Genomic DNA, 15527 nt, shown 5'->3' with positions numbered 1-15527 from the left:
CCGGTTCGTGTTATCTGGTACCCAGGGACTCCTTCCGGCTTCTGCCACCCCGGCACCAGGTGCTGGTGATCGCATGGCAGTTGGGGCACAGCAAGCGAAGATTCTCCGGCCGGTCATCGGCCCAGTCGCCGTTGATGTGGTCGATCTCCAGAGTCATGGGCTTGCCCCGCCACATGGGGTCTGTGCCACAGCACACGCACCTTTCCGGGATGCCGATCTCGCGGAGTGCCCGGCGGAGATGCGCTGTCCGGGTGCGGCGCTGACCACCGTGTTTCACGAGCAGCTCCTCCGCAGTCTTCTTGGGGGTTGTACCGGGTTTGCCCCGCTGATGCGCCTGTCCCAGAAAGTGCGATGTCGTGAGGCCGTCGTCCGCTATCCACCGGTGCAGCAGGTTGCGTTGACTGGTCGTTTCCGGCTGGCCCAGTCGCCGCAGCGTTTCGGCAATGGAGAAGGATTGGGAAACGGCTTCACGGAGGACATCTGTCGATGGCCGTGGCCCGTTCTTGCGGTACTTGGGGCGGCGGAAGTGCGAGATGTCGATCTCGAAGTGTGCGAAGCGCCGGTAGAGGTACCGAGTGAGATAGCTGTAGGGCCGAGTTCCGAAGAACGCGATGACCTCGTTGATGTCCGCACACTTCTCGGCGGCTTCGGCTAGGCGTTCCTTTGTGTAGAGGATGCCGCTGTTCACCGTCCGTCACCGCCTGGCCTTGCCGCGACCGCGGTAGGTGTCGGTCGTCGAGTGGCAGTTGGGACAGAGGAACCGCAGATTCTCGATGCGGTTGTTGCGCCAGTTACCGTCGATGTGGTCCACCTCATGGGGCAGTGGGCGCCCCTGCCAAGTGGGTTCGGCACCGCAGAGTGCGCAACGATCGGCGACGCCGAGTTCCAGCATGGCTTTTTTGAGTCTGCCGCTCTGCACGCGACGGGCGTTGGTCGTCTGCTCGATGAGCAACTCCGTCGGTGTGCGGTGACGTCGACCCGCTGCCTTCGAAGCACGGGCTTGAGCGGTGAAGTGCGAGGTGTCGATGCCGAAGGCACGGATCCGGCGACTGATGTGCGTGTGGTGACCGCCGACGACCTCGAGGCCTAGATGCCACAGGACTTCGCTCACGTTTGACGACTTCGCCACCGCTGATTCGAGGATCTCCTTTGTCCAGCGTGCGCCCTCGCGCTCGAAGTGGGCAGTGTCGACTCCCATCGACCTCATGCGGTCGTGGATGTAGCGACGAGTCGAACTCTTAGGATCCACACCAAGCTTGACCAACGCCTCCGACAAGGTCCGCGACGAGCGCGCGGCTTCGCTGAGACGTTCTCGGGTGTACGGGCTGACGGACACGATTCCCCTCTCCCGCCACACTCCCCAAGGGCGGAACCAGGGCACGGCCGCGCGGGCCGTACCCCGCTCCCGCCCGGTGCTGCGGCGGTTGCGTTCGCTGGGTACGGCCACTCAGAGCAAGCGGCCTCGCCTCCTCCAACGACCGCACCCGCGATCGGTTACGCCATCCGGGGGAAGGCGGCCGGGCGCCGTCCCCTCGCAGAAACCTCATATCGGCCGAACGGAACGCGTGGCCCGATTTCTCCGTCCCTCACATCGAAGGATCGAAGGCCGGAGATCGAAGGCCGGGGGAGGGCCCGTGAGCCCCAGGGCCCGCGAACCCCCGAGGTACCGAGGAAGAGAGCCCGATGACCGATCGCGTCGTGCCCCGACCGCCCCGCCGGGTCGGCCTGCGCACCGTTGTGGCGGTGTTCTCGGTGGTGACGGTGCTGGCGCTCGGCGGGCTGTGTCTGGACCGGGCCACCGAGCGGTCGCGGGCGGTGGCCGCCGCGCCGAAGACGGCGGCGGTGCAGCACCAGGAGGCGAGTCGCGAGGTGCAGGCGGAGATCGACGCCTCGGGGTCGGGCGTGCTGCCGGGGGTGCGGGACTGCGGGCTGGGGGAGCCGGAGTTGGAGCCGGAGATCATCACGCTCGCCTGTGCCAATGAAGGGACCGTGGCCAGCGGCATCAAATGGGAGGAGTACGAGGCGGAGCAGGCCGAGGGCAGCGGTGTCGTCCAGGTGTCGGGTGGGGCGAGCGGCGCGGCGCGGACCTCGTTCCCGGCGCGCTTCGTCCTGCACAGCCCGAAGAACGTCAACGGTCAGCTGGCGTTCACCTCCCTCGAGGTCCGGTACACCGGCATGACGCCTGCCGGCAAGGCCACGGAGACGTACTCGATTTGATGGGTATCCGTGGCCGGATCGCGCTCGCGATCTCCTCCGTCACCGCCCTCGCCGTGGTGCTGCTCGGTGTTGCCGTGCATCACATCTCCGGCCTGGAGCGGGACAAGAAGGCGATGTCCCAGCAGGACCATCTGCTGAGCTCGGCGCTCCAGCTGTACAAGCAGAACGGGAAGCTGTCCCTGGGCGCGCAGCTGGACGACTCGGCGCTGCCGGCTCCGCTGGCCAAGGCGCTGGCGAGGGGGCCGCGTACCTACATCAGTGGCGGAGCGGACCCGCGGGTGTGGGCGGCGGTGCGGGTCGAGGGCCGGGGGGTGCTGTCGATCTCCACCTCCTACTCGAAGCGTGACTCCTATCAGGAGGCGCTGGACAAGGCGTTGGTGATAGCCGGGGGCGGGACGGTGGTGCTGTCGGCGGTGGTGGCGTGGTTTGTGGCGCAGAGCCTGTCCCGGCGGCTGCGGCACAGCGCCGCGACGGCGCGGCGGATCGCGGCGGGTGAGGCGCCGGATGTGGGTGCGCCGGTCGGTCGTGGCCGGGACGAGGTGGCGGAGTTGGAGCGGTCGGTGCAGGCGATGGCGGCGTCGCTGGCGGACCGGGTGCTGGCGGAGCGGGAGTTCACCGCCGATGTGGCGCATGAGCTGCGGACGCCGGTGGCGGGGCTGGTGGCCTCGGCGGAGCTGTTGCCGCATCCGCGGGCGGTGGAGATGGTGCAGGACCGGGCGCAGGCGCTGCGGTCGCTGGTGGAGGACCTGCTGGAGGTGTCCCGGCTGGATGCCGGGGTGGAGAGCGCGCAGCTGGACGCGGTGGAGTTGCCGTCGCTGGTGCGTGGGGTTGTGAAGCGGGCGCGTGGTCAGCGTGGGGTGGACGAGGTGGCGGTCGAGGTGGTCGGCGAGGGCCGGATCGTGGCCACGGACGCGCGTCGGGTGGAGCGGATCCTGGTGAATGTCCTGGCCAATTCGGCGAAGCACGGTAAGCCGCCGATCGAGGTCCGGGTGGAGGGCACCCGGATCGTGGTGCGGGATCACGGCAGCGGCTATCCGCCGGAGCTGGTGAGCCAGGGGCCGCGGCGGTTCCGTACGGCCGCGCCGGAGCGGGGTACGGGGCATGGCCTGGGGCTGACGATCGCGGTGGGGCAGGCGGCGGTGCTGGGGGCGCGGCTGGAGTTCGGTACGGCGGAGGGCGGTGGGGCGCAGGCCGTCCTCGACCTGCCGGAGGCCGAGGACGAGCCGGCGGGCGATGGCCCACAGGACGGGGTTGTCAGAGCCCCAGGTCCTTGATGATCTTGGCGACATGGCCGGTGGCCTTGACGTTGTAGAGGGCGCGCTCGACCTTGCCCTGCTCGTCGACGATCACCGTGGAGCGGATGACTCCGGTGACGGTCTTGCCGTAGAGCTTCTTCTCGCCGAAGGCGCCATAGGCCTCCAGGACCTTTTTGTCGGGGTCGCCGACGAGGGTGACCTTGAGGTCTTCCTGCGCGCGGAACTTGGCGAGCTTCTCGGGCTTGTCGGGGGAGATGCCGATGACGTCGTAGCCGTGTCCGGCGAGGAAGTCGAGGTTGTCGGTGAAGTCGCAGGCCTGCTTGGTGCAGCCGGGGGTCAGGGCGGCGGGGTAGAAGTAGACGATGACCTTGCGGCCCTGGTGGTCGGCGAGCGAGATCTGCTTGCCGTCCGCGTCGGGAAGGGCGAAGGCGGGGGCGGTGTCGCCAGGCTGGAGTCGCTCGCTCATACGGTTCCTCGGGGTTCGCTGGTCGAAATGGCTGCTGCCGTCTGTTGCTCCCCGAGCCTAGGGGGTGTCCGGTGGGTCGGCACAGGGCTTGGCCAGGCCGTCCGTCGGGGGTGCCATGGGGCGCGGTGGCCGGTGAGCTGACAGACTGTGGTCATCACTCTTAATCACTCCTATGAGACGACGGAGGCAGCGCGGTGCCGGAAGCCAGGACCCCTGCGCAGATCGAGGCGGACATCGCCCGCAGGCGTGGTGAGCTCGCCGTGACGCTCGACGAGATCGGAGTGCGGTTGCATCCGAGCACGATCATCGGGGATGCCAGGGCGAAGGTGGCCTCGAAGGTGGATCACACCGCGGGGCGGGCCGGTGCGCTGGCGGACCGGGTGGTGGCGGATGTGCGGTCCCGGTTTGTGACGGACGAGGGTGTGCCGCGGCTGGAGCGGATCATCCCGGCGGCGATGCTGGCCGTGGGCGTGCTGGGTCTGCTGACGGTGTCCTCCCGCCGGCGCCGGGCGTAGCCGGATCGAACCCTGTGGCGCCGGAGCCCGGCGTCGGCAGGTACGGTCATGGCGTGAGCACGCATACGACCCACGACAAGCTGCCCATCCGGATGCTCCATGACCGGGTGCTGGTTCGGACGGACATTCCCGAGGGCGAGCGCCGGTCCACCGGCGGCATCGTCATTCCGGCGACGGCGGCGGTGGGCCGTCGGCTGGCCTGGGCCGAGGTCGTGGCGGTCGGGCAGAACGTGCGCACGGTGGAGCCCGGTGACCGGGTGCTCTACGACCCGGAGGACCGTGCGGAGGTGGAGGTCCGGGGCGTCGCCTATGTGCTGATGCGCGAGCGGGATCTGCACGCGGTGGCGGCGGAGCGGCTGGAGGGGTCGGAGGACTCCACGGGGCTCTACCTATAGTTCGTCCGGTTTGCTACGGTCGGGGGTAACCCGACGAGACGCGCCGTACCGGGTAAGGACAAGACGACGCACCCCTGAGAAGCGATTTCCCTTCCGGAGGTGCCGTCATGGCATGGATCCTGCTCGCTGTCGCCGGCCTGCTCGAGGTCGGCTGGTCGATCGGTATGAAGTACGCCGAGGGTTTCACCCGCTTGTGGCCGAGTGTGTTCACGGTCCTCGGCATCGTGGCCAGCATGCTGTTGCTGGCCCAGGCGGCGCGGACGCTTCCCATCGGTACCGCGTACGGGGTGTGGGTCGGCATCGGGGCCGCGGGCGCGGCGGTGCTGGGGATGGTCGTGCTGGGGGAGCCGGTGACCGCGGCGCGGGTGTTCTTCGTGGTACTGCTGCTGGTGGCCGTGGTCGGATTGAAGATGACCTCCGGCTGATGGCGTCCGGCTAGGGCCGACTGGAGCGTCAGGGCCTGGTGTCGTAGTCGTGCCGGGCCAGCTCGACTTTGCCGAGGTTGCCGGCGGACCATTCGGCGAGGTGGGCGAAGAGCGGGGCGAGGCTTTGGCCGAGCTCGCTGATCTCGTACTCGACCCGAGGGGGGACCTCCGGGTGGTAGGTGCGCACGATCAGACCGTCGCGTTCGAGCTGTCGCAGCCGCTGGGTCAGCACCTTCGGTGTGATCGCGGTGATCCGGCGTTCCAGCTCGACGAACCGTTGCCGACCGTGCGTGTTGAGGGTCCACAGGATCGGCGTTGTCCACCGGCTGAACACGATGTCCACGACCGGGCCTATGGGACAGGCCAGTTGAGGGTCTGTCGATGCGGGAGCCGTCCAGGTCGGGTCGCCGGTCATATGGACCCCTTATGGGTAGTCGCTTTCCTGTAGGTACCTACTATGCCACCGGTGTTAGCTTCACCTGGTCGCGCCGAGGTCATTGCGCCCGCGACGTTCTCGTCCGCTCGGGCGGGCATCAACAGGATGAAGCGACAGGGGAGTTATTCGTGATCGTAGTGACGGGAGCGACCGGCAATGTGGGCCGGCCGCTCGTGCGGGCACTCGCCGCAGCAGGCGAACACCTGACGGCGGTGTCCCGAGGCGTCTCGGCCGCGGCCGTGCCGGACGGCGTGCGACACCGGCAGGCCGACCTGACCGCCCCGGAGAGCCTTCGGCCCGTTCTTGACGGCGCTGACGCGCTGTTCCTGCACGACGGTGGTGCCGGTGCCCACCTGTTGAGCCCGCGGGACATCCTCGACATCGCGAGAGCCGGTGGAGTCGGACGCGTGGTGCTGCTGTCCTCCATAGGGGTCGCCACCCGACCGCAGTCGGCGTCCCACGGAGGCATGATGCGTGCCTTCGAGGACGCCGTCCGGCAGTCGGGCATGGAGTGGACCATCCTGCGGCCCGGTGCCTTCAACTCCAATGCGTACGCCTGGGCGGAGACGGTCCGTGCGCATCGGACGGTCGCCGCGCCGTTCGGTGACGTCGGCCTGCCGACCATCGACCCGGCCGACATCGCGGAAGTCGCCGCCGCGGCCCTGCGCGGGGACGGCCACGCCGGACGGGTCTACGAGCTGACCGGGCCGGCCCTCACCACACCCCGGCAAAGGGCCGGGGCGCTCGGCGAGGCGCTCGGCGAACCGGTCCGGTTCATCGAGCAGACCCGCGAGGAGGCCCGCGCGCAGATGCTGCGGTTCCTGCCCGGTGCCGTGGTCGACACCACCCTCGACGCCATCGGCGAGCCCAACGCCGCCGAGCGGCGGATCAGCCCCGATGCCGAGCGGGTCCTCGGCCGGGCGCCCGGTACCTTCGCCGATTGGGTCCGACGCGAGATCGCCGCCTTCCGATAGGCCCCGCGCCGGGCTGTCGGCCGCGTCGGCTCAGTAGTCATAGCCCAGCAGATCGTGGTGATCCCCGGACCGGGTCCCCTCCTTGCCGGGGTTGGGCCCGAGGCTGATGATCGGCCCCGAGGGCGGCAGGGACGGGGTGGGCGGTCCGGGGGGCCGGGTCGGCAGCCGCGGCGGTCCGGAGGAGACGGGTGCCGGGACGCGTGGTGGCGCGGAGGTGACCGGTGGGGCGCTGGTGGTGGCCGGTGGTGCGGAGGAGGCGGGTGCCTCCGGCGGTGGTGTGCCGACGCCGTTCTCCAGCTCGAGGTCGAAGTCCTTGGGCTCGGTGCCCTCGAGCGCATCCGCGGTGTATGTGGCCCAGATCTGTGCCGGGTAGCCGCCGCCGTTGACGCGGGCCAGTCCGGTGGCCCCGTAGAGCGACTTCTGCTCGCCGCTGTCGGAGTCCTGGCCCATGACCGCGACGACGGTGGCCAGGTCGGGTGTGTAGCCCGCGAACCAGGCGGACTTGTCGAATTCTCCGGTGCCGGTCTTGCCGGCCGAGGGGCGGCCGGAGGCGCGGGCGGCGGCGCCGGTGCCGGCGGGGCTGTCGACCACGCTCTGCAGGATCGAGGTGGTGGTGTCGGCGGCCTCCCGGGTGACGGCCTGTTTCCGGTCGTTCTTGTCGGGGAGCTGGACCTCTTCGCCGCCCTTGCCGGCCTTCTCGACCAGGGTGTACGGGCCGTGCCTGCCGTGGTTGGCGAGGGTGGCGTAGGCCTGGGCCATGTCCAGGACGCTGGCGGTGGCGGGGCCGAGTGCGATCGAGGGGGTGGCGGTGAGGTCGGGAGTCTTCTCGGGGATGCCCAGCGCGACGGCGGTGTTCTTGACCTTGCCGGGGCCGACGTCCTGGGCCATCTGGGCGTAGACGGCATTGACCGACAGGTCGGTGGCCTTGGTGACGGTGATCGGGCCGTAGGTCTTGTTGTCCTCGTTCTCGGGGGCGTAGCCGACCGGTCCGTTGGGTCCTTGTACGGGGCGCTTGTTGGTGCCGTCGTAGATGGTGTTGGGGGTGATGGTGCGGCCCTGCTGGGTGGTGGAGCCGTTCTGTACGGCCGAGGTGAAGACGAAGGGCTTGAAGGTGGAGCCGACCTGGTAGTCGCGGCGGGTGGCGTTGTTGACGTACTGCTTGGTGTAGTCGATGCCGCCGTAGAGGGCGACGACCTTGCCGGTCCTGGGGTCGATGGACGCGCCCCCGGCCCGTACATAGGAGTCGACCTTGCGGGAGTCGCTGAGTTCGGCCATCAGCTGGGTGCGTACCGCGTTGACGAAGGCGTCCTGTTTCTTGCGGTCGATGGTGGTGGTGATGCGGTAGCCGCCGGCGGCCAGCGTGGTCTCATCGATGATCTTGTTGCTGGTGAGGTAGTCCTTGACCGCCTCGACGAGGTAGCCGCGCTGGCCGGAGAGGCCGGTCCGGGGCCTGGCCTTGCCGGGCAGCGGGAACTTGATCGCGGCGCGGTCTGCTGAGCTCAGCCAGTTCTTCTTGACCATGCCGTCGAGCACATAGCTCCAGCGGCCGATGGCGCGCTGCTTGTTCTCGGGGTGCGCTCCGACGTCATAGGCGCTGGGGGCGTTGAGGAGGGTGGCCAGGTAGGCGCCCTCGGCGGTGTTGAGCTTGTCGGAGTCCTTGCCGTAGTAGGCCTGGGCGGCGGCCTGGATGCCATAGGCGTTGCGCCCGAAGTAGCTGGTGTTGAGGTAGCCCTCGAGGATGTCGTCCTTGCTGGACTCCCGGTCCAGCTTGATCGCGATGAAGAACTCCTTCACCTTGCGGCTGATGGTCTGTTCCTGGCCGAGGTAGTAGTTCTTGACGTACTGCTGGGTGATGGTGGAGCCGGATTGCTTGCCCTTGCCGGTGACGGTGTTCCAGGCCGCCCGGACCATGGCCTCGGGGTTGACGGCCGATTCGGAGTAGAAGCCGCGGTCCTCGGCGGCCAGTACCGCGTGCTGGACGGTTTTGGGGACCTTGCTCAGCGGTACGCTCTCCCGGTTCACCTCGCCGTCGCGGGCCAGTTGGGTGCCATCGGCGTAGAGGAAGACATTGCTTTCCGCGGTGGCCGCCTTGTTGGCCGGGGGGATGTTCACCAGCGTGTAACCGGCGATCAGCCCGCCCGCGATGAGCAGGACGATCAGCACGAACCCGCCGAGCACCATCCGCCAGGTGGGCAGCAGCCGACGCCATCCGGTGCGCTTGCGGCTGCCGGTCCCGTCTCTCGGTGCCCAGCCGGGCGGGCCGCCACCACGGCCGCCGGGTCGCTGTTGTGACTGCTCGTCGCTCATGTCTCCTGGGACTCCTCGGCCGCCGCCGGGGGCTCGGCCACGGCTGGGCGGTGTCGTGTCAGGCTTCCGAAGCTGTGCCGTACGCCCCGCGAAACACTGTCGCACCATGGGTTCCGGCTGATGGGGCGTAGCGCACCTTTGCCGGCCCGGAGGGACCGTTCGGGTCAGGCTCCTCACTCCACGGGGTGAAAATTCCGTGGCCGATGGCTGACACGTACGGCTATGCTCCTGCGCTTCGGTTCGGCCCGACCAGTCGGCGGACTAAAAACGTTCAACGATGAGGAGGGGCACGGGATGCGGCTGTACGCCGCCGTCGCGGTGAGCGGCTTTAGGCGGCATGCGACCTATCGGCTCGCCACCGCCGCCGGTGTCTTCACCAATACGGTCTTCGGATTCATCCTGGCCTACACCTTTGCCGCCCTGTGGGACGAGCGTCCGCGGCTGGGCGGTTACGACCAGGCGCAGGCGCTGACCTTCGTCTGGGTCAGCCAGGGGCTGCTGGCGGTGATGGCCTTCCTGGGCGGTGGCTTCCAGGAGGAGGTCCAGGAGCGCATCCGCAACGGTGACATCGCGATCGACCTCTACCGGCCGGTCGATCTCCAGCTGTGGTGGCTGGCCGCCGATCTGGGGCGGGCGGGGTTCCAGCTGCTGGGCCGGGGGGTGGTGCCGCTGGCCGTCGGTGCGCTGTTCTTCGAACTGGCGCTGCCCACCGATCCCTTGAGGTGGCTGGCTTTCCTGCTGTCGGTGCTGCTGGGCTTTGCGGTGGGGTTCGCGCTGCGTTATCTGGTGGCGCTGTGCGCCTTCTGGCTGCTGGACGGGACGGGTGTCAACATGGCCAGTCATGTGCTGTCCATGTTCTTCTCCGGGATGCTGCTGCCGTTGACCGTCTTCCCGGGCGGATTCGGGGTGGTGGCCCGGCTGTTGCCCTGGGCATCGGTGCTCCAGGTGCCGGTCGATGTGCTGCTCGGCAGGCACACCGGCGCCGGGCTGGCCGGGGTGCTGGCGTTCCAAGTGGGTTGGATGGTAGTGCTGTTGGGGATGGGGCGGTTGGTGCAGTCCTGGGCCACTGGGAAGGTGGTGGTCCAGGGTGGTTGAGCGGTGGGCCCAGGGACTGCGGGGCTACGGCCTGATCGTCATGATGTGGGTGCGGGCGACCATGGCCTACCGGGCGTCCTTCGTGATGATGACGGTCGCCAACTTCCTGATCAGCGGGCTGGACTTCGTCGCCATCCTGCTGATGTTCTCGCGCATCGACGCGCTGGGCGGTTTCACCCTGCCCGAGATCGCGCTGCTCTATGGCGCCGGCTGCACCTCGTTCGGCCTGGCCGACCTCCTCCTCGGCAACGCCGACCGCATCGGGCAGCGGGTGCGCGACGGTACGTTCGACACCCTGCTGGTCCGCCCGGTGCCGGTGCTCGCCCAGGTGGCCGCGGACCGGTTCGCGCTGCGCCGTCTCGGCCGGGTCGGCCAGGGCGCGGTGGTGCTGGGCTGGGGGATGGCCCGGGTGGACGTCGACTGGACGCTGCCCAAGGCCCTGTTCGTGGTGCTGACGGTGGTCAGCGGGGCGGGCATCTTCTGCTCGGTGTTCATCGCGGGCGCGGCCTTCCAGTTCTGGGCCGCAGACGCCTCCGAGGTCTCCAACTCATTCACCTACGGCGGTGTCACCATGCTGCAGTATCCGCCGACGGTCTTCGCCAAGGAGCTGGTGCGCGGGGTGACGTTCCTCGTCCCCCTGGCATTCGTCAACTGGATCCCGACGCTGCGCCTGTTGGGCCGGGAGGACCCCCTGCACCTGCCGGGCTGGGTGTCCTTCTGCGGGCCGCTGGTCGCGGTGGTGACGCTCATGGTGGCGGGACTGGCGTGGCGGGCGGGGCTGAGGAGCTATCGGAGCACGGGGAGTTGAGCATGGACACCGAGGCATTCATCGAACTCGACGGCGTGGAGAAGGTGTTCGACGTCCGCCGCAGGGCGGGCCTGCTGCGCCGCGAGCGGCACCGGGTGCGGGCCGTGGACGGGATCAGCTTCCGGGTGCCGCGCGGCGAGATGGTCGGCTACATCGGACCCAATGGCGCCGGAAAGTCCACCACCATCAAGATGCTCACCGGAATTCTGGTGCCCAGCGGCGGCCGGCTGCGGGTGGCGGGCATCGACCCGTCCCGGGACCGGACGAAACTGGCGCACCGGATCGGGGTGGTCTTCGGCCAGCGCACCACGCTCTGGTGGGACCTGCCGCTGCGCGATTCCTACAACCTGGTGCGCCGCATGTACCGCATCCCTGACGACCGTTACCGGGTGAACCTCGAGCGCTGTGTGGAACTCCTCGACCTGGCCGCCCTGTTGGAGGTGCCGGTCCGCCAGCTCTCGCTCGGCCAGCGGATGCGCGGGGACATCGCGGCCGCCCTGCTGCACGACCCCGAGGTGCTCTACCTCGACGAGCCGACCATCGGTCTGGACGTGGTGAGCAAGGCCAAGGTGCGGGAGTTCCTGCGGGACATCAATGCCGAGCGCGGCACCACCGTGCTGCTGACCACCCACGATCTGACCGACATCGAGCAGCTGTGCAAGCGGGTGATGGTCATCGATCACGGCCGGCTGGTGTACGACGGCGGTCTGAGCGGGCTGCATGCGGTGGGCGAGAGCGAGCGGATGCTGGTGGTGGATCTGGAGCGGGAACTTCCGCCGATAGAGGGGGTACCCGGCGCGCGCACGGTCAAGGTCGAAGGGCCGCGGCAGTGGCTGGCGTTCGCCGCCACGCAGAGCGCGGCACCGATCGTGGCCTGTGTCGCCGAGCGCTATCCGCTGGTGGATCTGTCGGTGCGGGAACCGGATATCGAGGATGTCATCGCCCATATGTATGGGGATCGTGCGGGGCAGTGAAGGGCCACTACCCTGGTGGCCATGACAAGCGAACTTCCTGAGATGCGGGCCTCCGACGCGGAGCGCGAACGCGTCGCCGAGGTGCTGCGCGTGGCCGTCGCCGAGGGGCGGCTGGACATGGAGGAGTTCGGCGAACGCCTGGACGCCGCCTACCGGGCCCGTACCCACGCCGACCTGGAGCCGCTGGTACGCGACCTTCCGGCACCCACCGCGAGCGCGGCGCCGAAGCCCGCCGGCGAGGAGAACGACTGGTCCGGGCGGATCGGCGGCCCGGCGGACTCCACCGTGGCCATCGGTGTCATGGGCGGTTTCCAGCGGCATGGCACCTGGACGGTGCCCCGCCGCCTCACCGCCTTCGCCTTCTGGGGCGGCGGCCAGATCGACCTGCGCGACGCCCGCTTCGAGGACCGCGAGGTGACCATCCGCTGCATCGCGATCATGGGCGGAGTGGAGATCATCGCCCCGCCGGACCTCGATGTGCAGGTCAACGGCATCGGTGTGATGGGCGGGTTCGACACCACCGGCAGCGGCCCGGGCACCGCGGGCTCGCCCCGGGTGCGGATCGACGGCTTCGCCTTCTGGGGCGGCGTCGGCGTCCAGCGCAAGCAGCGGCGCGACGAACGCAGGCAGCTGCGCGAGGAGGCGCGCGAAGAGCGGCGGCTCGCCCGCGAGGAGCGCCGCAAGCCGCTGGAGTGAGCGGGCCCGATCCGCGCGACTGCCTGATCCGCGCGGCTACAGCGCGGCTGCCCCCTGCCCGCCGAGTTCCTCCAGGTCCAGCGTCCGGGCCATCAACCGGTACCCCGCGTCGTTGGGGTGCAGATGGTCCCCGCTGTCATAGGCGGGCAGCAGCCGCTGCGGGTTGGACGGATCGCGCAGCGCCCGGTCGAAATCCACCACCGCGTCGAAGACCTGACCCGCCCGGATCTCGGCATTGACCGCCAGCCGCACCGGCTCCTGCCGCGGCACCACCCCCAGATGCCCGCCGAAGGGCATCAGAGTCGCCCCCACCACCCGCACCCCCCGCTCATGCGCCCGCTCCACCAGCTGCCGCAGCCCGCCCGTGATCCGACGCGGGTCCAGCTGCTGCGGCAGCCGCAGGATGTCATTGACGCCGAGCTCCACGACCACCGCCCGTACGCCCGTACGGTCGAGGACATCCCGGTCGAAGCGGTCGAGCGCACTGGGGTTGTTCTGCGGCGCCCTGCCCCGGTTGCCCAGCAGCACGCGGTTGCCGCTGATGCCCTCGTTGAGCACGCCATAGCGGGGCGCGTCCGGCTCGCCGCGCAGCCGGGCGGCGAGCCGGTCGGTCCAGCGGTGGTCGGCACCCGGGGTGGCGGTGACGCCATCGGTGATGGAGTCGCCGAGGGCGACGACGGAGCCGCGTGCCTCGGTGCTCCATACGTCGACGGCGGTCACATAGCGCCAGTACGGGGTCCGGTGGGTGTAGGGGGCACCGTCCGTGTTGCCGGTGTGCTCGCCGCGCGCGAGGTAGGAGGTCTGGCGGGCGTACGGATGCAGGGTCGCCGGGCCCGCGGGGGTCGGCGAGTAGAGGCTGACCAGCAGGTCCGTGGCGGGGCCGACGGCGAGCTGGACCGGGTCGCTGACCGTCGACCGCCCGGCCGGGATGGTCACCACGGGCCGCCCGCCGAAGGCCAGCCCGCGCAGGGTGCCGGGGGCCGCCGCGGCCGTGCCCCGGGCGGCGGCCACGGCGAGCGAGGCACGGCTGATGGTCAGCGGCCGGGTGCCGTAGAGGTTGGAGAACTGGATGCGGGCGGCGCTGCCACCGACGCTGGTGTGCACCACATTGCGGATGGAGAACCCGGCGAACCCCCGCGGCTCCGCCGCGGCGGGGGCGGCGGCCCAGGAACCGACCCAGTCACCGGTGACCGGCACGGCGGTGTTCCGGGCCCGGTGCGCGTCCGCCTCGGAGCGGCGGGTGCGGTCGGCGGTGCCGAAGAATATCGCGGTCGAGACGACCGTCACCACGGCCGCCAGTGCCGCGAGCAGGGCATAGGCGGTGCCGCGGGACTGTGGAGGCCTGGTCATCGCGGAGTCTCCTGGGACGGCGGAGCGTGGGCAACCGGAGGCGGGACGGCCGATCGGGGACCTGGAGGCCACCCCGAGGGCAAGGGGGTGACACCCCCTGGGGCCGATCGGCGTTCCATGATCCCACGGGGTCCTGGGGCGGGCCCGGCGGCCGGGGCCGTCATGGAGCCGGTCGGCCGACTTGTCAGACGCCGGGAACTCCTCACTCGTTCCCGGAGTCGTCCGATAGGGACAATGCAGGTGAGGACAGCCTGAACGGGTGAGGCGGATGAAACAGTCCAATAGTGGCGAGCCGACGGCCGCCGAAGAGGTGATGCCCGCCGCGGCGGGCGGTTTCACCTACAACGCGGCGGACGAGGAGCGCAGGCGCGGCGTGCGCCGGATGAAGACGTTCGCCACCGGCCTGCTGCTCGCGGTCGCCCTGGTCTACGCCCTCGCCAAATGGGGGCAGTCCGCCGGGCTGGGCGGCTGGACGGGCTTTGTGGCCGCCGCCGCCGAGGCGGGCATGGTCGGCGCGCTGGCCGACTGGTTCGCGGTCACCGCGCTCTTCAAGCGCCCCATGGGACTGCCCATTCCGCATACCGCGATCATCCCGACGAAGAAGGACCAACTGGGCCAGAGCCTGGGCGAGTTCGTCGGCGAGAACTTCCTCTCCGGCGATGTGGTGCGCCGCCGGCTGCGCGCGGTCGGCATCGGCTCCCGGCTGGGCGCCTGGCTCGCCGAACCGGAACACGCGGACCGGGTCACCGCCGAGCTGGCCACCGCGCTGCGCGGGGCGCTGACCGTACTGCGCGACTCCGATGTGCAGGCGGTGGTCGGCGAGGCCATCACCCGGCGGGCCGACGCCCAGGAGATCGCGCCGGGCATCGGCACCATGCTGGAGAAGATCGTCACCGATGGCGGCCACCGCAAGGTGGTGGACCTGGTGTGCGTGCGGGCCCATGACTGGCTGGTGGTGCACGGCGATTCGGTGATGCAGGCGGTCACCGGCGGCGCACCGGGGTGGACGCCGCGCTTTGTGGACCGGAAGGTCGGCGAGCGCGTCTACAAGGAACTGCTGCGCTTTGTGACGGAGATGCGGGACATGCCGGAGCATCCGGCCCGGGGCGCGGTCGACCGTTTCCTGGCCGACTTCGCCCATGACCTGCAGTCCGACCCGGACACCCGGGCACGGGTGGAGCGGCTGAAGTCCGAGGTGCTGGGCCGGAGCGAGGTCCAGGACCTGATCGCCTCGGCCTGGAGCTCGGTACGGGCGATGGTGGTGGCCGCGGCGGAGGACGAGCGCAGCGAGCTGCGGCTGCGGGCCCGCGCCTCGATCCTCTCGCTCGGCGCGCGGATGACCACCGACGAGCGGCTGCGGGCGAAGGTCGACGGCTGGCTGGAGGACGCGGCCGTCCATGTGGTGACCACCTATCGGGACGAGATCACCTCGCTGATCACGGAGACGGTAGCGGGCTGGGACGCCGAGCAGACCTCTCGCAAGGTGGAGGCCCACATCGGCCGTGACCTGCAGTTCATCCGGATCAACGGCACGGTGGTGGGCGCGTTGGCGGGCCTGCTGATCTATACGGCCTCGCAGCTGGTCGTTTAGCGGTCTGTCGGTTAGCGAACTT

17 protein-coding genes and 1 riboswitch are annotated in these 15527 nt (G+C 69.8%); of the genes, 11 read left to right on the top strand and 6 right to left on the bottom strand.

Going from position 1 to position 15527, the window contains the following annotated elements:
- Positions 1–10: 10 nt before the first annotated feature.
- Positions 11–688, bottom strand: a complete 678-nt coding sequence (locus tag ABCR83_RS11215; protein WP_462694753.1) for an HNH endonuclease — start codon at positions 686–688, stop codon at positions 11–13.
- 6 nt (positions 689–694) lie between these two features.
- On the bottom strand, positions 695–1336 hold the full coding sequence (locus ABCR83_RS11210; protein WP_462694752.1) for an HNH endonuclease signature motif containing protein: 642 nt from the start codon (positions 1334–1336) through the stop codon (positions 695–697).
- A 347-nt stretch (positions 1337–1683) separates the two neighbouring features.
- Between ABCR83_RS11210 and ABCR83_RS11205 the strand changes: the two genes are divergently transcribed.
- Both ABCR83_RS11205 and ABCR83_RS11200 read left to right on the top strand, forming a co-directional pair.
- On the top strand, positions 1684–2217 hold the full coding sequence (locus tag ABCR83_RS11205; RefSeq protein ID WP_462694750.1) for a hypothetical protein: 534 nt from the start codon (positions 1684–1686) through the stop codon (positions 2215–2217).
- Complete coding sequence (locus tag ABCR83_RS11200) at positions 2217–3491, top strand: ATP-binding protein (RefSeq protein WP_462694749.1); 1275 nt, start codon at positions 2217–2219, stop codon at positions 3489–3491. Before ABCR83_RS11205 ends, ABCR83_RS11200 begins: the two co-directional genes overlap by 1 nt.
- On the opposite strand, the gene bcp is transcribed toward ABCR83_RS11200, so the two are convergent.
- Positions 3472–3939 carry a thioredoxin-dependent thiol peroxidase gene (gene bcp / locus ABCR83_RS11195; protein ID WP_462694748.1) on the bottom strand — a complete coding sequence of 156 codons (468 nt, stop codon included), beginning with the start codon at positions 3937–3939 and terminating at the stop codon, positions 3472–3474. The genes ABCR83_RS11200 and bcp overlap by 20 nt on opposite strands.
- A 194-nt stretch (positions 3940–4133) precedes the next feature.
- Here bcp and ABCR83_RS11190 point away from each other — a divergent pair, with 194 nt between their 5' ends.
- The 3 genes from ABCR83_RS11190 to ABCR83_RS11180 all read left to right on the top strand — a co-directional run bounded on the left by ABCR83_RS11190 (position 4134) and on the right by ABCR83_RS11180 (position 5274).
- On the top strand, positions 4134–4454 hold the full coding sequence (locus tag ABCR83_RS11190; protein ID WP_462694747.1) for a DUF3618 domain-containing protein: 321 nt from the start codon (positions 4134–4136) through the stop codon (positions 4452–4454).
- 92 nt (positions 4455–4546) lie between these two features.
- Positions 4547–4849 (top strand): GroES family chaperonin, encoded by a 303-nt coding sequence (locus ABCR83_RS11185; protein WP_425581558.1) that lies wholly within the window; start codon positions 4547–4549, stop codon positions 4847–4849.
- 7 nt (positions 4850–4856) lie between these two features.
- Positions 4857–4922: riboswitch (guanidine-III (ykkC-III) riboswitch) on the top strand.
- Between the two features lie 34 nt (positions 4923–4956).
- Entirely contained in the window at positions 4957–5274 is a 318-nt protein-coding gene (locus ABCR83_RS11180; protein ID WP_462694746.1) for a DMT family transporter, read from the top strand.
- Between the two features lie 28 nt (positions 5275–5302).
- Here ABCR83_RS11180 and ABCR83_RS11175 read toward each other — a convergent pair whose 3' ends face one another.
- A complete protein-coding gene (locus ABCR83_RS11175) occupies positions 5303–5689 on the bottom strand; it encodes a winged helix-turn-helix transcriptional regulator (protein WP_462694745.1) in 387 nt (128 codons plus the stop codon).
- Positions 5690–5838: 149 nt separating this feature from the next.
- On the opposite strand from ABCR83_RS11175, the gene ABCR83_RS11170 reads away from it, so the two are divergent.
- Complete coding sequence (locus ABCR83_RS11170) at positions 5839–6684, top strand: NAD(P)H-binding protein (protein WP_462694744.1); 846 nt, start codon at positions 5839–5841, stop codon at positions 6682–6684.
- 30 nt (positions 6685–6714) lie between these two features.
- Here the strand turns inward: ABCR83_RS11170 and ABCR83_RS11165 are convergent, their stop codons facing one another.
- Positions 6715–8991 carry a transglycosylase domain-containing protein gene (locus ABCR83_RS11165; RefSeq protein WP_462694743.1) on the bottom strand — a complete coding sequence of 759 codons (2277 nt, stop codon included), beginning with the start codon at positions 8989–8991 and terminating at the stop codon, positions 6715–6717.
- Between the two features lie 294 nt (positions 8992–9285).
- Between ABCR83_RS11165 and ABCR83_RS11160 the strand changes: the two genes are divergently transcribed.
- Genes ABCR83_RS11160 through ABCR83_RS11145 form a run of 4 tightly spaced genes read left to right on the top strand, consistent with a single transcriptional unit; the run spans position 9286 to position 12564 of the window.
- The gene (locus ABCR83_RS11160) at positions 9286–10086 is read left to right on the top strand and encodes an ABC transporter permease (protein ID WP_462694742.1); all 801 of its coding nucleotides are present in this window, start codon (positions 9286–9288) and stop codon (positions 10084–10086) included.
- Between the two features lie 40 nt (positions 10087–10126).
- Positions 10127–10894, top strand: a complete 768-nt coding sequence (locus ABCR83_RS11155; RefSeq protein ID WP_462694805.1) for an ABC transporter permease — start codon at positions 10127–10129, stop codon at positions 10892–10894.
- Positions 10895–10896: 2 nt separating this feature from the next.
- Entirely contained in the window at positions 10897–11868 is a 972-nt protein-coding gene (locus ABCR83_RS11150) for an ABC transporter ATP-binding protein (RefSeq protein WP_462694741.1), read from the top strand.
- 21 nt (positions 11869–11889) lie between these two features.
- Positions 11890–12564: a DUF1707 SHOCT-like domain-containing protein gene (locus ABCR83_RS11145; RefSeq protein ID WP_462694740.1), complete on the top strand. Its 675-nt coding sequence runs from the start codon at positions 11890–11892 to the stop codon at positions 12562–12564.
- Between the two features lie 36 nt (positions 12565–12600).
- Here the strand turns inward: ABCR83_RS11145 and ABCR83_RS11140 are convergent, their stop codons facing one another.
- Complete coding sequence (locus tag ABCR83_RS11140) at positions 12601–13914, bottom strand: SGNH/GDSL hydrolase family protein (protein ID WP_462694739.1); 1314 nt, start codon at positions 13912–13914, stop codon at positions 12601–12603.
- 268 nt (positions 13915–14182) lie between these two features.
- On the opposite strand from ABCR83_RS11140, the gene ABCR83_RS11135 reads away from it, so the two are divergent.
- Positions 14183–15505, top strand: a complete 1323-nt coding sequence (locus tag ABCR83_RS11135; protein WP_462694738.1) for a DUF445 domain-containing protein — start codon at positions 14183–14185, stop codon at positions 15503–15505.
- Positions 15506–15527 lie beyond the last annotated feature (22 nt).

This window comes from Streptomyces xingningensis (assembly GCF_054957865.1).
This window is presented reverse-complemented; position numbering and strand designations above follow the sequence as displayed.